Source organism: Haloglycomyces albus DSM 45210, assembly GCF_000527155.1.
GTDB lineage: Bacteria > Actinomycetota > Actinomycetes > Mycobacteriales > Micromonosporaceae > Haloglycomyces > Haloglycomyces albus.
Map to the genome: position 1 here is coordinate 284,714 of NZ_AZUQ01000001.1, position 20,493 is coordinate 305,206.

Below are 20,493 nucleotides of genomic sequence, written 5' to 3' on the forward strand. Positions count from 1 at the left end.
TTGTCTGGTGGTTGAGGACGAGTCCGCGACGCGGCGGGATTTGTTGGTGCAGTTGAAGAAGGTTGCTCCGTCGTGTGAGGTGTCCGAGGCGGCGACGGGGGACGCGGCGGTGCGTCTGATCGCTTCGGGCCGGTTTGACGCGGTGTTTTTGGATGTGGCGTTGCCGGGTGTGAGTGGCATGGATTTGGCGCGGGTGTTGGCGCGTTTGGAGTCTCCTCCCGCGATCGTGTTCGTTACGGCCTATGACTTGTATGCGGTGGACGCGTTTGGTCTGGGTGCGGTGGATTATTTGTTGAAACCGTGTCGTCCGGAGCGTTTGGCGCAGGCGGTGGAGCGGATTGTGGCGCGCGGTGCGCAGTCGCGGGCCGCCGACGAGGTGGCCACGATCGAGGTGGAGTTGGCGGGTCGGACGGTGTTTTTGCGGCGTGAGGAGGTGCGTTTTGTGCGCGCTCACGGCGATTACGTGCGGCTGTTCATCGAGTCGGGGTCGCATTTGTTGCGGCAGACGTTGAGCGAGTTGGAGCGAGCCTGGTCGAACGCCGGTTTTCTGCGTACGCACCGGTCGTATCTGGTGAATCTGCATCAGGTCACCCAGCTGCACGCGTCGACGCAGTCGGGGTTGATGGCCATCACCGACGTGGGGAAGGTTCCGGTGAGTCGCCGTCATGCGCGGACGTTGCGTTCGCGGCTGATGGAGGTCGTCCAGGAGGGTCAGTCGTGACGCGTACTCGGGTGATGAGTCCGCAGACGCGGTTGGCGCTGCGGCGTGGGGGTCGGCGTGACAATCGTGCGCGGATGCCGTTGATTTATCCGGATGTGCCGGATCGTGGGCGGGCGTTGCGTCTGATGCGGGCGCAGCGTCGTTTGGCGTTTCGGGTGGCGGCTTGTCTCGCGCTGTTGTTGGGTGTGTTGGTGGCGGGGACGTCGGTGGTGCCCGCGCCGTGGAGTTTCGCGTTGTTGCTGGTGGTGCCGTATCCGGTGTTGTTGCTGTTGAGTGCGCGGGGTGTGGCGTTGGCGGAGGATATCGATCGTCGTGGCGGCTCTTAGTGTTATCGCGGCGGTGGTGGCGGCCAGTTTGTTGCTGGGTTTGTTCGCCGTCCGCACGTCGACGACGAAGCCGGATTTTTTGATTGCGTCGCGGCGGATCGTTCCGGGATGGAATGCTACGGCCATCGCCGGGGAGTACATTTCGGCGGCGTCGGCGTTGGGTCTGGCCGGGATGGTGTGGCAGACGGGGATCGGGGCGATGTGGTACGCGGTGGGTTTTACCGCCGGGTACGTGTTGATCGCGCAGTTGACGGCGGGTCCGATGCGGCGTTCGGGGGCGTATACGGTTCCGGATTTCGCGGAGTTTCGGCTGCGTTCGGTGGTGTTGCGGCGGTTCTGTGGCGTGGTGGGCGCGGTGATCGTGTTGCTGTATCTGGTGCCGCAGTTCAAGGCCGCCGGTGTGGTGTTGCAGGCGGTGTCGGGTTTGCCGTATGCGGTGGGTGTGGTGGCGTCGGGGTGCGTCGTCGCGGGCACGGTCGTGTGGGGTGGGATTCGTTCGGCCACGTACGTGCAGGCGTTTCATTATCTGGTGAAGTTGGCGTTCATTGCCGTCCCGGGTGTGTATTTGTGGTGGTCGGCGTCGCCTCGGCCGCGTCCGGATTTGGCGCGGGAGCCGGATTTGTTGATCAGTGTCGCCGGGACGGGACCGTCGTTGTGGGCGACGCTGTCGATTCTGGTGGCCACGACGGTGGGTGCGGTGGGTCTGCCGCATGTGATCATGCGGTTTCATACGTCCCCTGGGGCGCGGACGGCACGCCGCACGGCCGTCGGAGTGATCGTGCTGCTGGGGGTTTTCTATCTGTTCCCGGCGGTGTACGGGTTCCTGTCGCGGCTGTTCGTGCCTACCGCGTCGGAGCCGGATTTGGCGGTGTTGCGGGTAGCCGAACGGCTGGATCCGTCGGGGATTGTTCTGGCCGTGGTGGCGGCGGGGGCGTTCGCGGCGTTTCTGTCGACGTCGTCGGGTCTATTGGTGGCTTTGGCCAGTTCGGTGACGCATGACCTGTTCGCCGTGTCGTTGCGGCGGTTGCGGCTGGGCGTGGTGGCCGGTAGTGCGGTGGCGGTTGTTCTGGCCGTTCCCACCGCGACGGTGGACATCAATATTCTGGTGGGTTGGTCGTTTACTTTGGCGGCGTCGAGTTTCTGTCCTCTGCTGGTGTTGGGGATTTGGTGGCGCGGCCTGACGGTGTCGGCGGCCGCGTCGGGAATGGCCGTCGGTGGGCTTCTCACCTTGGGTTGTGCGGCGGCGACGGTGGTGTGGGACGTGCCGGTGACGGTCGCTTATCCGGCGCTGTGGCTGGTTCCGAGCGTGTTCGCCGTGATGCTGGTGCTGTCGCGCTGCACGCGACCGCCGGTCAATGCCTGTGAAGCGGTGCTGTTTCTGCATCTACCTCGCGAATTGAGCCGTTGACGACGGCGTCGACCTCTATCGTCTTTCATCGATGGGACGTAGAATGGAAATCCGAGGGTTCTGGCAGTGCCCATGCCCTCACCGTCGGCCTGCCGCCCGTCTCCTCTCCCCTTGGACCGAGCTGTGTCACGACAGGAGCGCTATGGATGGCGAGGCTAAAGGGACGCCGATGTGGTGAGCGAGCGCGGTGATCGGATCGATTCCGCCGCATGGCGGGGTGGGACGATCATCGGCTGAAATCGTGTGTTGTTGGCTGTTGTCGCAGCTCGTTTATGCCAGAATCAATCGCAAACAGCACGATGGGCGGAGTTGACATGCAGCACCAGGATCTATTGGGAAATCTCAACGTACGGCAACGAGTGGAAGTCGACGAGACGCTTGAGCTGCTGGACACCGAACTGTTCGAGTTTCTCGCCTCCGAGAGCGAACGGCTGTATCGCGAGGCCACCGCGCAGAGTGTGGCATCGTCGATCGTCTCGAGCGACGCGTTCGATTCGCCTTACGTCATCGAGCATTTGATGCGGCACTTGGAGTCGCGTCCGCATCCGGGGACCTTGGCTCTGCTGCGTACCTTGGCCGCCGAGGACCACGCCGGAATCAAGACGGAGGCCGCCCGCAGCGCCGAACGTATGGCCGAGCAGGACGTCTCGGCTCCCTCGTGGGTGGACACGGTGTCGCAGCACGTGGAGCACGTGGCGACCTATCGCGGTGTCAGCTCCGCCGACGCCGACGAGGAGTGGATACTGTCGGTGTTTCGCCACGGCGACAACCTGGAGGCGTTCCTCTTGGAGATCGATCGCCTCAACTGCGGTGAGATCGCCGAGGTCGTGCCGTTCAGCGGTGACCGAGCCGAGGAAATGCGGCGGACCTTCCTGACCGGTGATTTTCTCGAGAACAACCCGCCGTTGGACGTTACCGAGATCGACCGCGACGACGCGGCGTTCTACCTCAGTTCGGCTCTGGACACCATGGCGGCGCACTCCGAAGAGGGAGCGTTCGCCGACCCCGGCTCGGAGGACGCGGAGCTGGAGCTGCACGAGTTGATTTCCCTCATCGGTCTTCTCACCAACCGTCTCGTCAAGACCCGCATGTTGACCATCGTCGAATCGCATGGCGCGCACGTGGACCAACCACCGGAGTTCGGTGGAGCACCGCGTCCGTTGCACACCCCCAACTACGGCGACATCACCTTGGAGGACGAGAGCCTCCTGGAAAAGATCTTCCAGGTCAACGTGGAACTGGCGGGAACGAAACCGCCGGTGTGGCGGCGTCTCCAGGTACGCGGGGACACGACCTTGGCCGAGCTGCATCGTCTCCTCTTGGCGGCTTTCGACTGGAGCGGCGAGCGTAAACACGTCTTCCACTCCATCAGCGGGGAGTTCTGCGATCCTCGCTACCGTTTGGAGTTCGCCCGCGACGAGAACGCCGTGACGGTGGCGAACCTGGTGAATCAGACCGGCGACGACTTCACCTACGTCTACGACTTCGCCGACGACTGGGAACACCACATTCGTGTGGAGAAGGTGCACAAGCCCTCCGGCGACGTCGAGTACCCGTGTTGTTCCGACGGGCACGGAATGAGCCCGCTGGAAGGGTCGGGCGGTGTTCATACCTGGAGAGACGTGGTATCAGCGTGGAAACACCCGAAGTCACCGGACAACGCCGAGATCGTCGCTCGGCTCCGCGAGGCGCTGGGGGACGAACGAGCCGATGACTTCGACCCGGCGGAGTTTTCCCTTGAGGAGGTCAATGACCGCATTCGCTCTCAATTCGATTGACGCGGCACCGTCACGTCGAGCGGTCTTAGCCCTTTTCGATCGGCGGCGGGTAGGGGGTCTCGATCATTTCCATGTTGAACCGGGCCAGGTCTTCGGCCTCGTCCTGCCTGCCTTCATTGATGAGGTCGAGGACTTTTCCGAGGCTGATGTGCAGCGTCTCCAGCCGTTCGGTCTCATTGTCCAATTGATGTCCGGCCAGCCCCGTCGCCCGTTCGATCGTCCGCTGGAGCTGCTCCATGCTGGCCATCTGATAGGTCTCGCTGGTATTGACCTTCTCTTTCAGCTTGTCGTAATCCCGTCCGATGTCGCGCAGACGCACCATTTGATCACTGATCATATCGCGCACTCGGACGACTTCCCTCACAGTCAGCCGTTTACTCATATACGTATCTTACTTTCCTACCGCCACTTGACAACTCCCGTACGTCATCGGGTTCGTTCCGGGTTCACCTCACCGTCATCGCGCAACTCGCGCTTGGACACCTATTCCGGTTACACTGGTCGAGTGCCTGATAACAGAACCGTCGTCGTAGCAGCCGCCATTGTCGACCGCGGCCGGGTCTTGGCGGCCCAACGCAGTGAACCTCCGGCCCTCCGTGGAGGCTGGGAATTTCCCGGAGGAAAGGTCGAAGTGGGCGAGACCGAACTCGACGCCCTGGTGCGCGAATGCGAGGAAGAACTGGGTGTCGGCGTCGTCGTCGGCGACCGGATCGGCCCCGATCTCCTCTCCGACGACGGACGATTCACCGTGCGTGTCTTCGAATGCACCCTGCACGACGGCGACAAGCCCACCCCCTTGGAACATCTGCAGTTGCGCTGGCTCGACGCCGATTCGGTCGACGACGTCGACTGGCTTCCCGCCAACGCGCAGGCGGTCAAACTGCTTCCCGACGTGCTGAAGCACCACGCCGTCGCCCCAACACATCCAGGGGCGTAATCACAGTCAACACGCTCGCCGTCCCCGCTTTATCGACCCGACGGCCGTGAGACGATGGTCGCGTGGCTTTTAAGAAACGTCTCCCGCGCCAGAGTTCACGACAGACCCAGGCCGAGAACCTCGACCCCATCGAGATGGAGGAGTTCGAGGAAATCCTCGAAGGCTTGAACACCGAGTTCTTCGACGCCGTCGCCGACGAGCCCTCTCCCCTCCTCGCCGAATCCCTCCTGTTGACCGAGATGATGCCGGTGGAGAACCTGGACGTCGTTCGGAACGAGTCGGTCGCGCAACGTCTGGTCGGCCACCTTGAAAACCACGGGCACGCCGCTTCACTGTTGGCGTTGCTGATCCTCGAACAGTCCGAGAACCGCAACCTGCGCTACGCGGCCAAAAAAGCCGTCAAGAACCTCCGTAAAAGCGGCGTCGAGTACCCCGCATGGGGCACAGAGCTCACCCAGAAAATCGAGCCGGTGCAGACCATCTACGCCCACACCGACGACTCCGGGTTGACCTGGCTTTTCACTATCTTTCAACGCGGCAAGGTACGTCACGGTTTCTTCCTCGCACTCGATGAGGACTTCTGCGGTGAAATCCTCGACATCGTCCCGATCGAAAACGACAACGTCGACGAAGTCGCCGAACAAATGCGAGCGGGGACCTTCCTGGAAGGCGAGGAGATTCCCGTGTCGGTTGAAGACCTGACACGCGGACGCGCCGGTTTCTACCTCACCAGCGCGGTGGAGACCAGCATGGAACACCGTCAAGTCGAACTCGACGTTCCATACAACTCGGTCGAGGAGGAAGTGCAGGCGACCGTCCAGTCGAGCTTCATCGGGATGCTGGCCTACCGCCTCTCCCAGGTGGAACTCCTGTCAATGGAAGCAGGCCACGGAAACCACGTTCTCACCGAACGTCCCCCGGAATGCCCGTTCTACGAGGGGTAACGGCAGGACCTTCCACGGGGGGTTGTGACAGGGGTTTAGGACTCCACGTCCCAGCGATCACCCAGCGCGGCTTCGGCCTGCACGTGGGCATTGGCACACAGATCGAAAACCAGCGTGCCGGCGAACTGGATGCCTTCACCGTCCTCGGCGGCGATCCGCTCTTCCAACGTTCGGACGGCCAAATGCGCCGTCGAGTACGTCGCCATCAAGCTGTCATTGAGTCGACGCAGTTCAAGCGCACCTTGCTGCGTCGACGCCCAACCCTTCGGGCGATTCAAATGCGGGAAACGAGCGAACACGGCGTCGGCGTTCTCGTCTCGGGCGGACGCATCATTCGCGATGCGATGGGCGAATTCCAGATGCGATTCGATTTTCTGCCGATATTTGGCCGCCCACGCCGAATTGAACTGCAATTTGGTTTTCGGAGACGGTTCGCCACGGTCATCGGTTTCCTCGGACTTCAAACGCAACGCCGATTCGGCATGACGCACTTTCTTGATTCCATTGGCAACGATGACGGTCGCATAATCGACTTCACCGGCATCCATCACCAAAGCGGCGCGTTCGAAACAACTCGACAGATCATTGAGACATTGAATGAGGTTCTGTACCTGGGCCTCCACCTCGAACGAGGCATTCCGGACGCTCTTCAACTTGTGGTCGAAATTCCAGAACAATTCCGGCGCGAGCTCCTGCAACGACCGCAAATCCGTCGCCTTCCGATCCGCCTGGTCACGAACCATGGAAAGACTTTTCTCAGCGGAAATACGGTACCGCGTGTATTCGAGTTTGAGCTGCTGCAAACGCTCAAACGTCAACATTTCACGCGGGCGACGCTCATTCCCATCACCCATTCAAGTACAACCTCACCACACGATCGACCACAAGTACACAGGTATTCAATTCTCTGGTGACATTCTCAAGGGCCTCAAGGAACATCAAACCGCACGACACCATCGTATGGCATCGCCAAGTCACCGTGACACGCTGCCTACCGCGTTAACCAGCATCGACATCCAAAGCGACACACGGTTGTTTCTCAATGATCAATATCCCAACGGTCATCGAGCGCCGCCTCGGCTCGACGGTTGGCGAAAGTACACATGTCGGGAATCATTACGGCCGTCACAAACGCCTTCTTGCGGTCACCCTCGTCCAAATGCCGTTCCACGGCGTCGAGGGCCGTCAGCGCGGTGTCGTAAATGTCGACCAAGACGCGATTGCGACGCTCCAACTCCATCAAACGCTGCGGGAACCTCTCGTTCCAATCCTCCGGGAGCTTGGCGTCGGTCCAGTTCGCCGGGTGCGCCTGAGCGCAGCGCTCGCGGTATTCGGCGTCATAGACGAGGCGTGTGGCGTCGTTGCGGCGACGCGTCGCCAGTTTGCGCCAACGGTTGACCCAGTCGCGGTCGAACTTCTCCTCGGCTCGCTTCGAGACCTCGAAACCCTCTTGCGGCGGCTTACGTGGGGAATGGATCTGACTGTCGTCTTTGCGGACCTGCCCCATCCGGCGAGCGACGACCCGCGTGGCCAGCTCGACATCGCCGCCGTTGAACTGCTTTTCGGCGAAGTCGAAGCCGTCGAACAGGCGAGAGATGGTGAAACGGAACCGGGTTCGACGCATCCGGACCTTATGGGCGTCGTCCTCGGCTCTTGTCACCACGAATTGGTTGTAGTGGAACAGTTCGGGAGCCATTTGGTACATCTGCTTGATGTCCTTCGCTCGCCGCCGAAGACGCTGTTCCATCAATTCCAGGCGACTTTCCATCGCATTGCGATAGCGCGTGTAGTGATGGCGAAGTTGCCGCAAGCGTTCCAAGGTCAGCAAGTCACCCGCCGACCGCTCCTCACCGTCGTGCATAGAAAACAACCTAACCGCGTCTGTTGTTTGGATTCGTCGCTGTCATCTCACACCGCCCGTGGGCGATAGGTCGCATCTGAAGAAGTATCGAATCGTTGAATTCTAGCGCATGCCAACGAAAGAACGCGAGCCACCAACACCTTACAATACGTGAAGGAAAACCCAACCGGCAGTTCGGAAAGCATCACCGCAGGAAGTGCCCGGTAATGCCGGACTCGAGAGATTGACGGGTTTCTGACACAAGGCAATACACAGGACCACCTGCGCCACAGACTGTAGCGTCACCGACCAATACCGTTAGCGACTGTAACGTATATTGACAGCGACGAGGCAATAACTCAATCCCCCAGGGCCGCAGGCGACACGTCCGATAGGCCGCAGCGAAGGCTCATAGAGGCATGACCGACACCGGCTCAGACCACGAACGCAAATCGAAGCGATCCCCAGCAAGAAGGACAACCCCATGCAGCAGACACAGCAAGACGTGGACGTAGGAATATCGAAATCGTTGTGGAGTCAGATCCAGCGGTTCGTCGTGGGACTGATGGCGAGCGCGCTCGCTGTCATCACGACCATCACCTTCTCCCCCGCTACCGCGATGGCCGAAAACCACGAACTGGCCAATCAATGGATACTCGACCAGATCAACGCCGAACAGGCCTGGGAGCATTCCAAAGGTGAAGGTATCACCGTCGCGGTTCTAGACTCCGGGATAATGCCGCACCCGTACTTTGACGACAAGGACATTCGCGATGGAAAAGACCTTTTTACCGACGAAGAACAGGCGTCCAACGCAGCTGCATTTCACGGAACTCAAGTAGCCACTGCCGCGCTTCACGTTGCACCAGAGATTACTGTGCTTCCTGTAGCCGTTCACAGCGAGAGTGATATAGGCCCAAATTTCGGTGCTTGGCCACTAGTAGCCGAGGGCATTCGGTGGGCAGTAGACGAAGGCGCCGATATTATCAATTTCTCTTTTGGTATTCCGGGTCAGAACGGTAAAAACGAGGATCTGATGCGGAAGGCTCTGCAATATGCAATGGATAATAACGTAATTGTGGTAGGAGGATCAGGAAATGATCCTGATGGGCCCGTACTTTTCCCCGCCGCGTATGAAGGAGTCGTAACTGTAACAGGTTCGAACCCTAACAACGAACTATGGGTATCTGCAAGCACAGGCCCAGAGACAACGGTCGCTGCTCCAGCAGACGAACAACGCTGCCCCGTAGGGCAGCATGTTGATTCTGGTGTAGAAGGCGAAAGCGAAGACGACTGGTACAACGAGGGCAACGTAGCAGAGGATAAGTGGGAAGACTGTCGAGGGACCTCACTAGCCAGCCCTGCAGTTGCAGGCGCTCTTGCACTGATATTGGCGTCAAATTCCGATGTCGACGCCAATAACGCAATCAACCGTCTCATACACACTTCAAGCAACGGCTACAACGGACACGACAACGAACTCGGCTACGGAATCATCGACGCCAATGACGCCATCGAGGCCGATAACCTCGACACCGTCGACCAAAACCCACTCGGCTACCCCCTCGGCGGTCCCGGAACGAGTTATAGCTCTGACGACGAAAGCGACACCAATACGGGAGACGGCGGCGCGTCAGATAACTCCGCCGATGAAAATGCATCTAACAATGAAGAATCCAATACCCTAGCATTCCTCCTCATAGCCGCCGCAAGCCTCATCCTCATCGCCGCGAGCATCACCTGGCTAATGCTCCGCAACCGAGCGGAACGAAGCTAAACATAATTCGATAGGGAGTGAACCGCCCTGACGCATGTATCTAACTATCACTTCCTGGAAATAGCCTTCACTGCTAGGAGGGCACCTAATTCATGGCTACACGAGGTGCACTTGCGTATGCGCGAATCCGGTATGTTAGAAGCAGCCGATTCGATAGCCAAGTGACAACAGCGATACGACCGAATCGCGGAAAACGAAGGACAAATCCCATGCACTCACGCCACGACACACACGACGTAAAACCGGGTTCACTAAGACGCTGGATCAAACAGTTCGCAACTGGGATCGCCGCCAGTGCACTTAGCATAACCACCAGCCTCGCGCTTTCCCCCAGCACCGTATACGCAGACGACTACGAACAAGCCAACCAGTGGATTCTTGATCAGATTAACGCCGAAGAGGCTTGGGAAAAATCCAAGGGCGAAGACATTACCATCGCGATCCTAGATTCAGGGATCATGGAACACCCATACTTTGACGACAAAGACGTAAAAGATGGTGAAGACTTTCTCACAGATAGTGGCAGTGCTTATAGCCCCGCGAGCAGCCATGGTACCCAAGTATCGGCCGCAGCACTCAATGTCGCACCTGAGGCAACAATTCTACCCGTTGTAGTTCACAGCGAAGGTGACACTGGGTTGAACGTCGGAAACTGGCGCGCTGTAGCAGAGGGAATTCGGTGGGCAGTCGACCAGGGTGCCGATATACTGAATTTCTCTTTCTTCATTTCAAGCGCAAGCGACGATGAAGAAGAACTTGTTAGAGATGCGTTGCAGTACGCAATGAACAATGATGTCGCCGTAGTCGCAGGTGCTGGAAACGACCCAGAAAACCAAGTTTACCTTCCAGCCGCATTCGAAGGTGTCATCACAGTTAGTGGATCGAACTCTGAAAACACGCTCTGGGAGTCGTCCACAACGGGGCCAGAGGTCACAGTTGCAGCTCCTGGAGATGAACAGCGTTGCCCGATTGGGCACGCTGATGCTGAAAGTGATAGCGACTGGTATAACGAAGGAAACGAACCCGAAGACGAATGGGAAAGCTGTCGAGGTACTTCCCTCGCAAGCCCCGCAGCAGCAGGATCACTTGCACTTATCATGGGCTCTGATTCCGAAATAGATGCTAATAACGCAATCAACCGTCTCATCCATACGGCCAGTAATGGCATAGACGGGCACGATAACGAACTCGGGTACGGAATCATCGACGCCAACGCCGCCATCAACGCCAACAACCTAAACACCGTCGACCAGAACCCACTCGGCGAACCCGGAGCAAGCAATAATTCAGACGATGACAGCGACACCGCTCCTGGAGACGAAAGTGTAACTGACGAGCCCGCAATCGACAACGCATCTGACAGCGAAGATTCCAATACCCTCGCCATACTCCTCATAGCGGCTGCAAGCCTCATAGTGATCGCCGCAATCATCACCTGGCTGATACTCCGCAACAGAGCAAAACCAAAACAAATGTAATTTCAGGAATCCCTTGCGGACGTAGCTCACTCAATAACATGGTGTCTACTGGGGCATTGCAATCGAGACAATTCCCAATAGACACCATGTTCTCTTTTAGACCCAGCGGAACTGTATACAGAGTCTATGGGTTGAGCTGTTAATCATCTAGTTCTTCGTCATCTCTTTTATCAACCCACTGGAAATCATCCTCAACCAGCCACGTCTCACGACCAGCTTCTTCGTCTCCTGCAAGTGCTTGGGCATTACGAGCACCTCCGCCCGCGCCGCCGCCTCCACGCATGTTGGAACCTTGACCAGCAGGCCCCCCTGCACGCATTCCTTGCCCAGGCCCGCCTGGACGCATATTTCCTTGACCTGCACCAGCTCGGGAGTTCTGCATTCCAGCACCACCGGCACGGCCACCGCCGCCGGATCCTCCTCCAGCACGGCCTCCGCCACCGCCGGAGCCGCCACCTCCAGCCATCGGGCCACCCCCAGGGCCACCGCTACCAGGAGTAATCGTGGAACTGCCTCCACCGGGTCCTGGTGTACCCATTCCAGGACCAGTACTAGGAGGCGCACCAGCTAGACCACCGTCATGGTCGTAATCGCCCTCACCTGAAGCCCCAGAAAGGGAGGAGTTAGTTGCATCCCATCCAGCAAATTCATCGTCATTGCTCGGTGGCGAATCATACGTGGTTCCACCATAGTCACCACCGGTGGAGCCACCGCCTCCGCCGCTACCGCCACTACGTGGTGGTGTCTCCTTAAAAGTAGGTTCTTCCCTACCATTCCTAAATGAATTTGGGGACTCTGAATAAGAGTCTGAGCCTGGAATCTCTGGGTTTGTGGGTGGCTTACCTTCAGTAATTTCTGATGCTAGACGAGCATACTGATCCCCCAGGTTCGAAACAACTGTCGCCAGTTGTTCTTTCCTGTCCTCTTTATAATTCTCGTATTCGGCTTGAATCTCCGGCTCTAGCTCTTGAGCACGTTGAAGTTTATCAGGATCTAGCCCTCCATTGGGATCTTGCCAAAGGCCCTTTTCTCGAAGATATTCCTCCTTATACTCTTCAAGCGTAAGGTTATAGCTCGGGCTAAGGTTAAACTCGCCGTATTTACCTTCGATATCCGAATCTTCAAGCGCCTCATCCAAGACATCCGCAATTGCCTCTACATCGCTTGCAACTTTGCGCTCAAGCTCTTCCTCTTGTTTCGCACAATGCTCTAGCAAAACCCGCATCTGTTCCTTGAACGAGTCTGCCGCCTCTCCCTTCCAAATGCCCATGAGCTCTTCCATCTGAGAGTCAAATTCGTCTTTGGACATCCCTATACCACTAGCCAGGCGCGTATAGAGGGAACTTGCACTTCGTACGTGATCCGATTTTCCTCTGTTCAACGTATCCCAGAGATCTTCATGAGTCTTCTGTTTGTAATGCGCGAGTCCATAACCTTGCACATCTCCACTAGACGCCATAGGTATCGCAGTCACCTTTCGTTTCTCAAAGTTACCGGGGGAGAATCTGCTTAGTCGCCGCTATTTAGGGTCATCACCAGTGCGCCATGATGTATCACGTGCTGCTTCCCTGAAGTCAGTATCAGCTTCAGCCGCAATTTGCTGAATCCTCCAGTCGTTGGCATCCTCAGTTTCGCGATATCGATCTTTAATATCTTTAACTGCTTGCAATGCGATATCGTAGGCATGTTTAATTCGCATAGCTTGGTCGCCCCAAGCCATATACATGTCTTCGTAGTAGACCTTCTTTAGGTTCTCAGCATCGTCAAAGTCGCCTACTGGGATGTCATCACCTTGACCGTCCTGGAACGAGCCAGGCCCTAGGACATCTCGACCTCCATACATGTCAGGTCTAAAAACTGAGATCTCGCCAGTACCGTAACGGTCGATCTCTGCTTTTAGGTCCTCTGAAACCTTCTCAGTCTTCTTTTCGAATTCTTCTGCAGTCTCTTCGTCAAACTGAACTTCATCAGAGTTGCCGTTGCCGTCGCTGTTGTTGGCTCCGTCGTCTGGTGTCGTCATGCTCTCTACCTCTAGGTGTTTTTGGTTGTCTGGTCCTACCTATGACACAGTTCGTATTGGGGATAGGTTTCAGTTAGGGCACGCTGGGCACAGCCAACGGGATTTTGTTGGCTCCCATCCATAGGATACCCAATGTGCACCACAGCGGGTATCCCGTAGTTGTGCCAACTTGACCTGAAACCTAGCGGATTGCTTCCGCCTCACGTTACTCAATATACCGTGCCCCTGAAAGCCGCTGCCACCACCGTAAACTTGTACGCAGACACTCCCGCGTCCTTCCGACGGCCATGCTTCAGGGAACGAGCGATTCATCATCGGCGTGAGCAGTGCATCAAACCACACTGTGCGCTGGGGTTTCATGATCCCTTGCGGCCGTTGATAAATGGTCAAGCAGAGTGCGTATCTCTAATAAGCTTTGCCTGACCGGCATAACGACGTTAAGATCTTGCATTACGTATTGAGAAATGCATCTCATTGGGCGATAACATCATCGGATGTTTTGGTGAACATTCGGTATATCAAAGAGTCAAATTCCCGACTATAAGAACCGCAAATCCCGGCGTGTTGCTTGTTGACTTTCAGTGATGCCTGAGTGACACTGTCGATTGCTGGGCGATCCCGATGTTCGTCCGGGACTTCAATTGGGCATCCAGTTCAGTTGCAGTAGTGGCTCGCCAGCCATAGCGATCAAACAATGTTCTGGCGAGCCACCCCAACAAAAACAACACCTCGAAAGGAGTGCTTTGTGTTTTCTCATCTTAGTAGATCGCGCTGCTTAATTCCAGCATCCATCACCACCAGCCGCGTCACGGCTGCGCTTACCTAACGCGCCTGGTCACTCCATCTCCTTGAACCACCGAACCACCATCTTCCATACCCCCTGTCCACAAACAGGGAGAACGGAGCATGAATCATGCCCACAGTGCTGAAATCGCTCACTTTCAATGGCCATAGCGTTGACATCATCCGCAAGTCCGGACACGACACCCTCTGGGTAGAGATCAATGGCCGCACCGCCGCCGCGATCCACTGCAGCGCCGCTTCGATTCAACCCATGCCGGGCTGGACGATCCCGACCGGCATGGACAGCTGGATTCTCGGCCATGCCCTCGGAGTACACGACCGTATCGACAGTCCCGGCCGCGACCACTCCACCGACGTCGCGACGGACCAGAACACGATGGGGCGGTAGGACAACATGATCGATCAATACGTTGAAATCATAGTTCTCGCCAACATCGTTACAGTACTTTTTCTGTTCCTTCGCCTTACCTACTTGGAGGCCGCACCAGATAGCGCAGCCGAAAACTCGCCTCACCACAGCGAAAGCCGTGAGAAAACGCGCCGTCATCGTCGCACTTCAAAGCGCCGCGCACAGAACGCCGTGGGCACAGAGGACGATTCGTCCACGAAGATTCCGGCATTCCTCGAAGACGTCATCGTTCTTCCGAACAAGCATCGCCGGAACAATGGCCAATCGCTTGGCCGTGGCTGGGAAAGGATCGCACCACAACAACGCACGCTCTATCATCCGCGCCGGACGTGTTGGGCGGGGCAACAACCTGCGACGGGACCGGTGATAGCGCGCGTCGGTTTCCTCGCCCGAACGATCGAACTACGCCAGACCACGATCAAGTCCGCCCAAATCGTCGCGGTCGAACCGGGTGGCGCTGAAATGACATTGGGGTCCATCGCATGGAACGCCCGGTGTTGCGACCACATCGAATGGAGCGACGATCCGGCTCGCCACAGCCTGATCGGAAACGGAACACTCGACCAATACTGGCTCGATCAACGACTTCGAGCGACCGTCGAAAACATCTTCCATGACCGCCCCTATCCCACCCGATTCGCCGATCCGAGAAAGGAGGCAGTTCAGTATGCCGATCAACTATCTACCGTCTGAAGCGCTCGATATCGGTACCTTGCGACACGACGGCGACGACTGGAGAATCTGCCTCGACTTGTCGGCCAAGACAGCCTACCTTCTCCCACCGCAACGGAAGGAAGCCGAACAGCAGCGCTGCGAGCGCGCGCCGGTCGCGATCGCCTACTGCCATGTTTGGACCCGTCCAACGGTGGTGTTGTACAACGAGCGGCTTTACCTGCGGGCTCGACACAATGAGACGTGGTTGCCGGAGTTGAGCGACCGTATCGCGTGGTCGATCAGGCCGTATCTCAGCACCGACGACGATTGACAATCAACCAATACGATGGCCGCAGCCGACTCGACAGGTCGGGACGCTTCCAGTCTCGTCGGTTGCGGCCGTCAATCAAGATTGCGGTGTCGCATAGTTTGCGGCATTGGAAACACAAGACCGCTGATACCGCCGGTTTATATTCAGGGGGGACGTGGCGGTATCAGCGGGGTCTTGAAGTGCCTCAACAGGTTCTGAATCTCGATTCGGATGTTGTGGCTATAGAACCGATTCGCTAGACGTCGTCCAGGTCGTCTTCATCCCATTCCGGTGGTTTGGGTCCCAGACCACCGCCGGCCCGCTGTGGTTCGGGCTGGACTTCACCCATCAGGCTGCGGTCATGGTCTCCGCTGTCGACTTCCTTTCCGACTTTCGATGCTGCTTCGGGATCCACGCCGTGAGTGTCGATCCATCTCTGTTGGCCGGTCTCCTTGTCATAGTTGGTAATCGCATGGCCCATATCGCGGGTCATGTGGGTTTGTGCCTCTTGAGGTATGTTGACGCCGCGCGGTATCGGGTGCCCGTGTTCATCCTTCTGCGGTACTTTCTCGGGGTCGTTGGCGGGGAATTGATTCATGAGGTTGTCGGGGGCGAACTGTGAGAGTTCACGCGGTATGTCGCCCGGTTTTTCCTCTGCCCACGTTGCCCACATTTCGTCTGGGATCTCTTCGGCCATCTGTTCCCAGTCCTCCGGCGAAATATCGACGGCGGCGTAGGGATGCAGGACTTTGTCGCCGTTTTCGTCTTTCAGGAACGCGATTTCGCCGTCTCGGAAGTCTTCGAAGCCGTCGGGCAGGTAGATCTTTGTCGGTTCGCCCTCTTCATCGTTGATGTCGGCGTTTTCGTCCTTGCCGTCGATTTCTTTGATCTCGGGGTCTTCGGGAGTTTCCGGTTCGTATGGCTCGGGCTGGGTGCCTCCGCCGCCCCCGCCGCCTCCACTACCGGAACCGCCGCCTCCTGGGCCGCCGGGTCCACCGGGTCCGGGTCCTCCTGGCCCGCCGGGGCCGCTGGGTCCGGAGTCGTTCGCGCCGGGGTCGAGGGTTTCCTCGGTGGGCATCGCTTCGGGTGGTTGGACCGGTTCGATCCAGGCCTGCTGTGCATTGCTGAAGGTGTCGGCGGCGAGCGCTACGGCTTCGCCCATCTGGTTGCGTTCGGCCTGGTAGCGTTCGTTTTCGTTCCATTCCGAGAAGGCTTTGCAGTCCCCGAAACATAGACATGGGTCACTGAAAGCGCCGTCAAAGCGACCGCCGAACTCACCGCCGTCGCGGTATCCCATTTGTCGAGCAACGACTTCGCCGACTTCGCATTGCGGATCGGTTTGGTGGACCCAGAACCGCTGTTCTTCCCATTCGCTCAACGACCGGGAACCAGGTCCGGTGGTCGAGAACGGTACTTGACACATGTCGTCTCCGCCGCCGTCGGGGAAGTCGTCGGGGTAGAGGGCGTGGTTATGGGCTTCTTTGAGATTGTCGTGAACGTAGTTGATGATCTCCTCGGAATGCACGATTCCTTTGTGGAGTTCGTTTCCGAAGTTCTTGATCGCTTCCACTCTGGTGCGGACTTCTTCGGCGTCGTCGCCTTCCCAAGCGTCGATGGTGCTCTTCATGTCCTGGAAGAGGTCGTCGGAGATTCCGTCGAACTCTTCGGCGAGACGACCCCATTCGTCGGCCACTTCTTTGACTTGAGTGAGGTCGGCGCTGGTTACCAGTTGCTGCCGGAGGTCGCCTACCGCAACGCCTTGTCCTAGGAAGTCGGATCCGTCGCTTTGGCGTTCGACGTGTTGCTCTTCGACGCCGTCACCTTCGTATTCGGGCTGTTGATCGTTCATTGTCGTCCTTTGGGCTCGTGGGGCTGGGGTTAACGGCTTCCGTAGAACTCGCTGTCGAAGTCCTGGAAGTTTTCGGACATGGCCTTGTCGTTTTCTTCCCAGTTTTCGACCATCTTTTTGAGGGCGGAGTCCATGGTTTCCAGGGCCAGGACGTACCGGGCTAGGCGGTCCTTGTAATCGTCATAGCGGTCCAGGTAGTGTTCCCGGAATTGTTCGGCCTCTGGGAAGGTGCCGATGGGAAACTCCATGGTCCGGATCTTGTCCACGAGGACGTCCTGCGCGCTTTCGGCTTGTTTGAGATGGATATCGATGCGAGCGCGGAAATCGTCGATATCGTCGGGGTTGAAATCAACCACTATGGTGGCTCCTTAATGTACAGGTAAACTATCTAAAATGTTGTGGCGTAGTCGCCTGAATCCTGTCTTTATTCATTTTAATCGTGTAGTGCAATCACTACGCGATTCCATTGTGGGATAGTGTGAAACGCTACTGCACCGGTGCGCCGGTAGCGGCTGTCGCATTTCGATAGTTGCGGCGCCGTTCCGCTCAGGGTTGTTCGAGGTGGCCCCGGACTCGCTCGCGCATTTCGGGGGTCGTGAACTGCCCCGTCAGTTTTCCCATGTCCACTCCGGGGATGGAGGCGTCCATCGTTTCGGTCATCTTAGTGGCGAAAGCGGCCTGTGCTTCCTGTATTGTTCGAACGATCAGTGGGCCGAGATTCCCGCGAAGCCGAGTGGCACCGCGTGCCAACCGAAGTTCGGTAATGTCTCCCCCTCCGTCGATCGACACCGTCACCATGCCGTTGTCACTCGTTATCGACAGCGAACATTCATTCAGGTCCGCTGCTAGGTTGTCGAAGCCCTCCATCATTTCGTGGGCTTCTCGTCTCATTTCGTCGAGCTTCTCGCTCAGCCCTTCGACATCAAGGTTTTTATCGAAACGCACCTTGAATCTCCTCCTCCGCCGCTATTGGTCGCCCTCAGTCATGATCGACCGCATCTTTTCGTTCGCCTCAGCGTTGACCTTTTCGAATCCGTAGTGGATGAGCGAAAGGAGGTGCTCACCCAAAGCCGATTCATTCATGTTCAAAGCGCTGGGGGACAATTGGATATCCTGCACACCGCCTCCCGGGGTCACCCGCACCTGGATGCTTCCGTCGTTGGAGGTGACGTCGCTGGTTAGATCCTTTGTCACCTCCTCGATCCTTTGCGCCTTTTCTCGCATTTCTTCATTTATATCCATCTGTTACCTTTCTCGGCTCGTAGCGTCTGAAGAGGTCCTTATTCCGCATGCGCCTGGGGTCGGATGCTTCACCGTGGATCGCAGAATGATGTCAGCAGAATGTACACAGCCACTGCTATTTGCTGAAGCCGGGAATTTTCAAGGCCATGTTGGGCACTTGGACGAATTCCTCAATGAACGGCAGGAAGATCTGAAGTAGCTCCTGCACCAGCTGAACCAAGTCCATAAGCCGTTCGAACAGGCGAATCGCTTCCTCGATGAACTGGTAGATGTCGAAGAGAATTCCCACCATCTTCGCCACGCCCATGGCAACCGCCAAAGCCGTCGACGCGCCAAGCGTGGCAACTCCGGCGGCGACCTGAGGACCGATGCGCGTAATGGCGTAGTTGATCAGTTCGGCGAGCTTATTGACCGCGAACCCACGTACGCCGCGAGCGACTTGCGCACTGATTTTCAGAATCGTCTCCATGACGCCGGACAGGTATCCCGCTCCGGAGGTGATCAACGACAGTTCGAGGACCCTGGCCCGCGCCTTCGATCCGGTTTCACCGTCCCAATTGGCGAGCTCGTTATCGGCAACGCCTTGAATATGATCAGCGATCGGCTCGATGGCGTCGCCGACTTGCTTCCACATCGCGGCCGAGGCGTCCATGCGGTTTTCATTGCCGGTCACCACCCCGATAACGTCCTCCACCGGCTGAAAGGTGGTGATCAGGAATTCGAGGAGAGATCCGGTCAACCAGGACATGGGATTCAACCCGGCTTGGCCTTTGCCCCATTTGCTGAAACCCTTGTTGTTCTCCGCATCCGCGTCACGCACGTCCGTCTCGATCTTGCTGTACGAGCTCTTGATGCTGTCCCAATTGAGCTTCATCTCCCCGTTGCGCATCCGCTGCGACTGCCGGTTTTTGAAGTCCTTGGTGGCGTTGAAAAGGTCCACTCGCCCCTGGGTCTTACGTTCGAAATAGCCGAGTTCGTGGCTCTCGCGACCGTCCCGCATTGGTTCCTTGCCGCGCATGCTGTTCCACGCACCACGGGTCAGGTCGACTCCCAGGGTGGTTGCTTTGGGGATTTTCAGACCTTGTCGATCCAAGGTGCTGAGTAGGGCATCGTCGACGTGCGTGACGTTGCCTTCCTCGTTGGCTCCGAAGTCGCCCTGGCGTACGACGTCGTCTCCGGTCAGATCGACCATGTCGTGATCGGACTCCGCCATCAGTACTTCTTCTCCTTCTGGTTCGAATTCGCGTAGGTGTTGTAGGAGGCTTCGACGTCGTTCACAATCCGAGCCATGTCTTCACTCATAGCGGAGTCGATATCGTCGTAATTGCCTTTGCTGCCGTCCAGTCGTCCTGCCAGCCCTTCCACAGACGACACGGTCTTGTCGAGAAAACCGCGCCAGGAGTCCGAATAGGCGAAATACTTCGGTGCGAAGATGAGACCGGGTAGGCCCCACATCCACCAATCCGGGTCGGCCTCCTCTGAATAGGACGATGCTTGCTCCAGGTAGGTAATCGCCTCCCGAAGCCGTTTGGCTGCGGCTTCCAACTCTTCGGTGTCGACTGAAAATCCCGACATAATCCTCCTTAGACAGTGCATTAAGCACAGCTTTCATCGGGACAGTGGGTTCACTGTCCATACAAATCATCAATATGAAGTCATGGCGTGACTTCGAGAACGAGCGAGTATTTACAACAGGGGTATATTGTTCGCTCACATGCTAACTGGCAATACCAAGGGGTGCGATGATGTCGCTTCACTCCTCACTAACAGTGGGCTACGGGGACTTTAGCCACGACTTTCAAGGGCGGCAGTCAATCCACAGTCTGCGATACCTGCCTATCATTCGGTTCCTAAAAGGAGACCGAGATGCTTACCCTTAAGCGCGTTATGAATACACTATAAATCGTGCATGCAAACGCACAGAACCCGCAGGCACACAACCCCAAACTACGTGATAGAGCATGATCGAATGACCGGGCCTTCTTGGCACTTCCGG

At 57.5% G+C, this 20,493-nt stretch carries 22 protein-coding genes; 11 read left to right on the top strand and 11 right to left on the bottom strand.

All coding sequences use genetic code 11. The features are described 5' to 3' along the window. Window positions 1-7: 7 nt before the first annotated feature. From HALAL_RS0101430 to HALAL_RS17220, 4 genes are all read left to right on the top strand, one after another. Window positions 8-721, top strand: a complete 714-nt coding sequence (locus tag HALAL_RS0101430; protein ID WP_211240409.1) for a LytR/AlgR family response regulator transcription factor — start codon at window positions 8-10, stop codon at window positions 719-721. Beyond that, complete coding sequence (locus HALAL_RS0101435; RefSeq protein ID WP_025272292.1) at window positions 718-1,047, top strand: hypothetical protein; 330 nt, start codon at window positions 718-720, stop codon at window positions 1,045-1,047. Before HALAL_RS0101430 ends, HALAL_RS0101435 begins: the two co-directional genes overlap by 4 nt. Next, window positions 1,034-2,455, top strand: a complete 1,422-nt coding sequence (locus HALAL_RS0101440; RefSeq protein WP_051462663.1) for a sodium/solute symporter — start codon at window positions 1,034-1,036, stop codon at window positions 2,453-2,455. The genes HALAL_RS0101435 and HALAL_RS0101440 overlap by 14 nt, the downstream gene beginning before the upstream one ends. 314 nt (window positions 2,456-2,769) lie before the next feature. Further along, entirely contained in the window at window positions 2,770-4,233 is a 1,464-nt protein-coding gene (locus HALAL_RS17220) for a plasmid pRiA4b ORF-3 family protein (protein ID WP_025272294.1), read from the top strand. A gap of 25 nt (window positions 4,234-4,258) precedes the next feature. On the opposite strand, the gene HALAL_RS19010 is transcribed toward HALAL_RS17220, so the two are convergent. After that, window positions 4,259-4,615, bottom strand: coding sequence for a hypothetical protein (locus HALAL_RS19010; protein ID WP_025272295.1), 357 nt, complete (start codon window positions 4,613-4,615; stop codon window positions 4,259-4,261). Window positions 4,616-4,738: 123 nt separating this feature from the next. Here HALAL_RS19010 and HALAL_RS19015 point away from each other — a divergent pair, with 123 nt between their 5' ends. Together HALAL_RS19015 and HALAL_RS0101460 are read left to right on the top strand one after the other, a co-directional pair. Next, window positions 4,739-5,170 (top strand): (deoxy)nucleoside triphosphate pyrophosphohydrolase, encoded by a 432-nt coding sequence (locus HALAL_RS19015; protein ID WP_025272296.1) that lies wholly within the window; start codon window positions 4,739-4,741, stop codon window positions 5,168-5,170. A 62-nt stretch (window positions 5,171-5,232) separates the two neighbouring features. Beyond that, window positions 5,233-6,114, top strand: a complete 882-nt coding sequence (locus HALAL_RS0101460; RefSeq protein ID WP_025272297.1) for a hypothetical protein — start codon at window positions 5,233-5,235, stop codon at window positions 6,112-6,114. 35 nt (window positions 6,115-6,149) lie between these two features. Here HALAL_RS0101460 and HALAL_RS0101465 read toward each other — a convergent pair whose 3' ends face one another. Both HALAL_RS0101465 and HALAL_RS0101470 read right to left on the bottom strand, forming a co-directional pair. Continuing rightward, the gene (locus HALAL_RS0101465; RefSeq protein ID WP_025272298.1) at window positions 6,150-6,968 is read right to left on the bottom strand and encodes a hypothetical protein; all 819 of its coding nucleotides are present in this window, start codon (window positions 6,966-6,968) and stop codon (window positions 6,150-6,152) included. Window positions 6,969-7,153: 185 nt separating this feature from the next. Continuing rightward, window positions 7,154-7,975, bottom strand: a complete 822-nt coding sequence (locus HALAL_RS0101470; RefSeq protein WP_025272299.1) for a hypothetical protein — start codon at window positions 7,973-7,975, stop codon at window positions 7,154-7,156. A gap of 463 nt (window positions 7,976-8,438) precedes the next feature. Here HALAL_RS0101470 and HALAL_RS0101475 point away from each other — a divergent pair, with 463 nt between their 5' ends. Both HALAL_RS0101475 and HALAL_RS0101480 read left to right on the top strand, forming a co-directional pair. Further along, window positions 8,439-9,731 carry a S8 family peptidase gene (locus HALAL_RS0101475; protein WP_025272300.1) on the top strand — a complete coding sequence of 431 codons (1,293 nt, stop codon included), beginning with the start codon at window positions 8,439-8,441 and terminating at the stop codon, window positions 9,729-9,731. Window positions 9,732-9,940: 209 nt separating this feature from the next. Then, window positions 9,941-11,209, top strand: a complete 1,269-nt coding sequence (locus tag HALAL_RS0101480; RefSeq protein WP_025272301.1) for a S8 family serine peptidase — start codon at window positions 9,941-9,943, stop codon at window positions 11,207-11,209. 139 nt (window positions 11,210-11,348) lie between these two features. On the opposite strand, the gene HALAL_RS18390 is transcribed toward HALAL_RS0101480, so the two are convergent. Both HALAL_RS18390 and HALAL_RS0101490 read right to left on the bottom strand, forming a co-directional pair. Further along, window positions 11,349-12,518, bottom strand: a complete 1,170-nt coding sequence (locus HALAL_RS18390; protein ID WP_035534301.1) for a hypothetical protein — start codon at window positions 12,516-12,518, stop codon at window positions 11,349-11,351. A 210-nt stretch (window positions 12,519-12,728) separates the two neighbouring features. Next, the gene (locus tag HALAL_RS0101490) at window positions 12,729-13,229 is read right to left on the bottom strand and encodes a hypothetical protein (RefSeq protein WP_025272304.1); all 501 of its coding nucleotides are present in this window, start codon (window positions 13,227-13,229) and stop codon (window positions 12,729-12,731) included. 913 nt (window positions 13,230-14,142) lie between these two features. Here HALAL_RS0101490 and HALAL_RS0101495 point away from each other — a divergent pair. From HALAL_RS0101495 to HALAL_RS0101505, 3 genes are read left to right on the top strand one after another with little or no spacing between them, the layout of a single operon-like run. Further along, the gene (locus HALAL_RS0101495) at window positions 14,143-14,421 is read left to right on the top strand and encodes a hypothetical protein (protein WP_035534302.1); all 279 of its coding nucleotides are present in this window, start codon (window positions 14,143-14,145) and stop codon (window positions 14,419-14,421) included. A gap of 6 nt (window positions 14,422-14,427) precedes the next feature. Further along, on the top strand, window positions 14,428-15,135 hold the full coding sequence (locus tag HALAL_RS0101500) for a hypothetical protein (RefSeq protein WP_025272306.1): 708 nt from the start codon (window positions 14,428-14,430) through the stop codon (window positions 15,133-15,135). Next, a complete protein-coding gene (locus tag HALAL_RS0101505) occupies window positions 15,110-15,427 on the top strand; it encodes a hypothetical protein (RefSeq protein WP_025272307.1) in 318 nt (105 codons plus the stop codon). The genes HALAL_RS0101500 and HALAL_RS0101505 overlap by 26 nt, the downstream gene beginning before the upstream one ends. 235 nt (window positions 15,428-15,662) lie before the next feature. Here HALAL_RS0101505 and HALAL_RS0101510 read toward each other — a convergent pair whose 3' ends face one another. From HALAL_RS0101510 to HALAL_RS0101535, 6 genes are all read right to left on the bottom strand, one after another. Then, window positions 15,663-17,255, bottom strand: a complete 1,593-nt coding sequence (locus HALAL_RS0101510; protein WP_025272308.1) for a hypothetical protein — start codon at window positions 17,253-17,255, stop codon at window positions 15,663-15,665. Between the two features lie 29 nt (window positions 17,256-17,284). Continuing rightward, window positions 17,285-17,611, bottom strand: a complete 327-nt coding sequence (locus tag HALAL_RS0101515) for a hypothetical protein (protein WP_025272309.1) — start codon at window positions 17,609-17,611, stop codon at window positions 17,285-17,287. A 190-nt stretch (window positions 17,612-17,801) separates the two neighbouring features. Then, window positions 17,802-18,200, bottom strand: coding sequence for a YbaB/EbfC family nucleoid-associated protein (locus HALAL_RS0101520; protein WP_025272310.1), 399 nt, complete (start codon window positions 18,198-18,200; stop codon window positions 17,802-17,804). 21 nt (window positions 18,201-18,221) lie between these two features. Further along, complete coding sequence (locus tag HALAL_RS0101525; RefSeq protein WP_025272311.1) at window positions 18,222-18,497, bottom strand: YbaB/EbfC family nucleoid-associated protein; 276 nt, start codon at window positions 18,495-18,497, stop codon at window positions 18,222-18,224. Window positions 18,498-18,612: 115 nt separating this feature from the next. Then, window positions 18,613-19,710, bottom strand: coding sequence for a hypothetical protein (locus HALAL_RS0101530; RefSeq protein WP_025272312.1), 1,098 nt, complete (start codon window positions 19,708-19,710; stop codon window positions 18,613-18,615). Beyond that, window positions 19,710-20,072 carry a hypothetical protein gene (locus tag HALAL_RS0101535; RefSeq protein ID WP_025272313.1) on the bottom strand — a complete coding sequence of 121 codons (363 nt, stop codon included), beginning with the start codon at window positions 20,070-20,072 and terminating at the stop codon, window positions 19,710-19,712. Before HALAL_RS0101535 ends, HALAL_RS0101530 begins: the two co-directional genes overlap by 1 nt. Window positions 20,073-20,493 lie beyond the last annotated feature (421 nt).

Excerpts from the sequence above, each read along its gene's own strand:
- HALAL_RS0101470 (WP_025272299.1), bottom strand. The coding sequence starts at position 7,975 with ATGCACGACGGTGAGGAGCGGTCGGCGGGTGACTTGCTGACCTTGGAA.
- HALAL_RS0101475 (WP_025272300.1), top strand. The coding sequence starts at position 8,439 with ATGCAGCAGACACAGCAAGACGTGGACGTAGGAATATCGAAATCGTTG.
- HALAL_RS0101495 (WP_035534302.1), top strand. The coding sequence starts at position 14,143 with ATGCCCACAGTGCTGAAATCGCTCACTTTCAATGGCCATAGCGTTGAC.
- HALAL_RS0101480 (WP_025272301.1), top strand. The coding sequence starts at position 9,941 with ATGCACTCACGCCACGACACACACGACGTAAAACCGGGTTCACTAAGA.
- HALAL_RS0101530 (WP_025272312.1), bottom strand. The coding sequence starts at position 19,710 with ATGGCGGAGTCCGATCACGACATGGTCGATCTGACCGGAGACGACGTC.
- HALAL_RS19010 (WP_025272295.1), bottom strand. The coding sequence starts at position 4,615 with ATGAGTAAACGGCTGACTGTGAGGGAAGTCGTCCGAGTGCGCGATATG.
- HALAL_RS0101490 (WP_025272304.1), bottom strand. The coding sequence starts at position 13,229 with ATGACGACACCAGACGACGGAGCCAACAACAGCGACGGCAACGGCAAC.
- HALAL_RS0101535 (WP_025272313.1), bottom strand. The coding sequence starts at position 20,072 with ATGTCGGGATTTTCAGTCGACACCGAAGAGTTGGAAGCCGCAGCCAAA.
- HALAL_RS18390 (WP_035534301.1), bottom strand. The coding sequence starts at position 12,518 with ATGTCCAAAGACGAATTTGACTCTCAGATGGAAGAGCTCATGGGCATT.
- HALAL_RS0101500 (WP_025272306.1), top strand. The coding sequence starts at position 14,428 with ATGATCGATCAATACGTTGAAATCATAGTTCTCGCCAACATCGTTACA.
- HALAL_RS0101525 (WP_025272311.1), bottom strand. The coding sequence starts at position 18,497 with ATGGATATAAATGAAGAAATGCGAGAAAAGGCGCAAAGGATCGAGGAG.
- HALAL_RS0101505 (WP_025272307.1), top strand. The coding sequence starts at position 15,110 with ATGCCGATCAACTATCTACCGTCTGAAGCGCTCGATATCGGTACCTTG.
- HALAL_RS0101510 (WP_025272308.1), bottom strand. The coding sequence starts at position 17,255 with ATGAACGATCAACAGCCCGAATACGAAGGTGACGGCGTCGAAGAGCAA.
- HALAL_RS17220 (WP_025272294.1), top strand. The coding sequence starts at position 2,770 with ATGCAGCACCAGGATCTATTGGGAAATCTCAACGTACGGCAACGAGTG.
- HALAL_RS0101465 (WP_025272298.1), bottom strand. The coding sequence starts at position 6,968 with ATGGGTGATGGGAATGAGCGTCGCCCGCGTGAAATGTTGACGTTTGAG.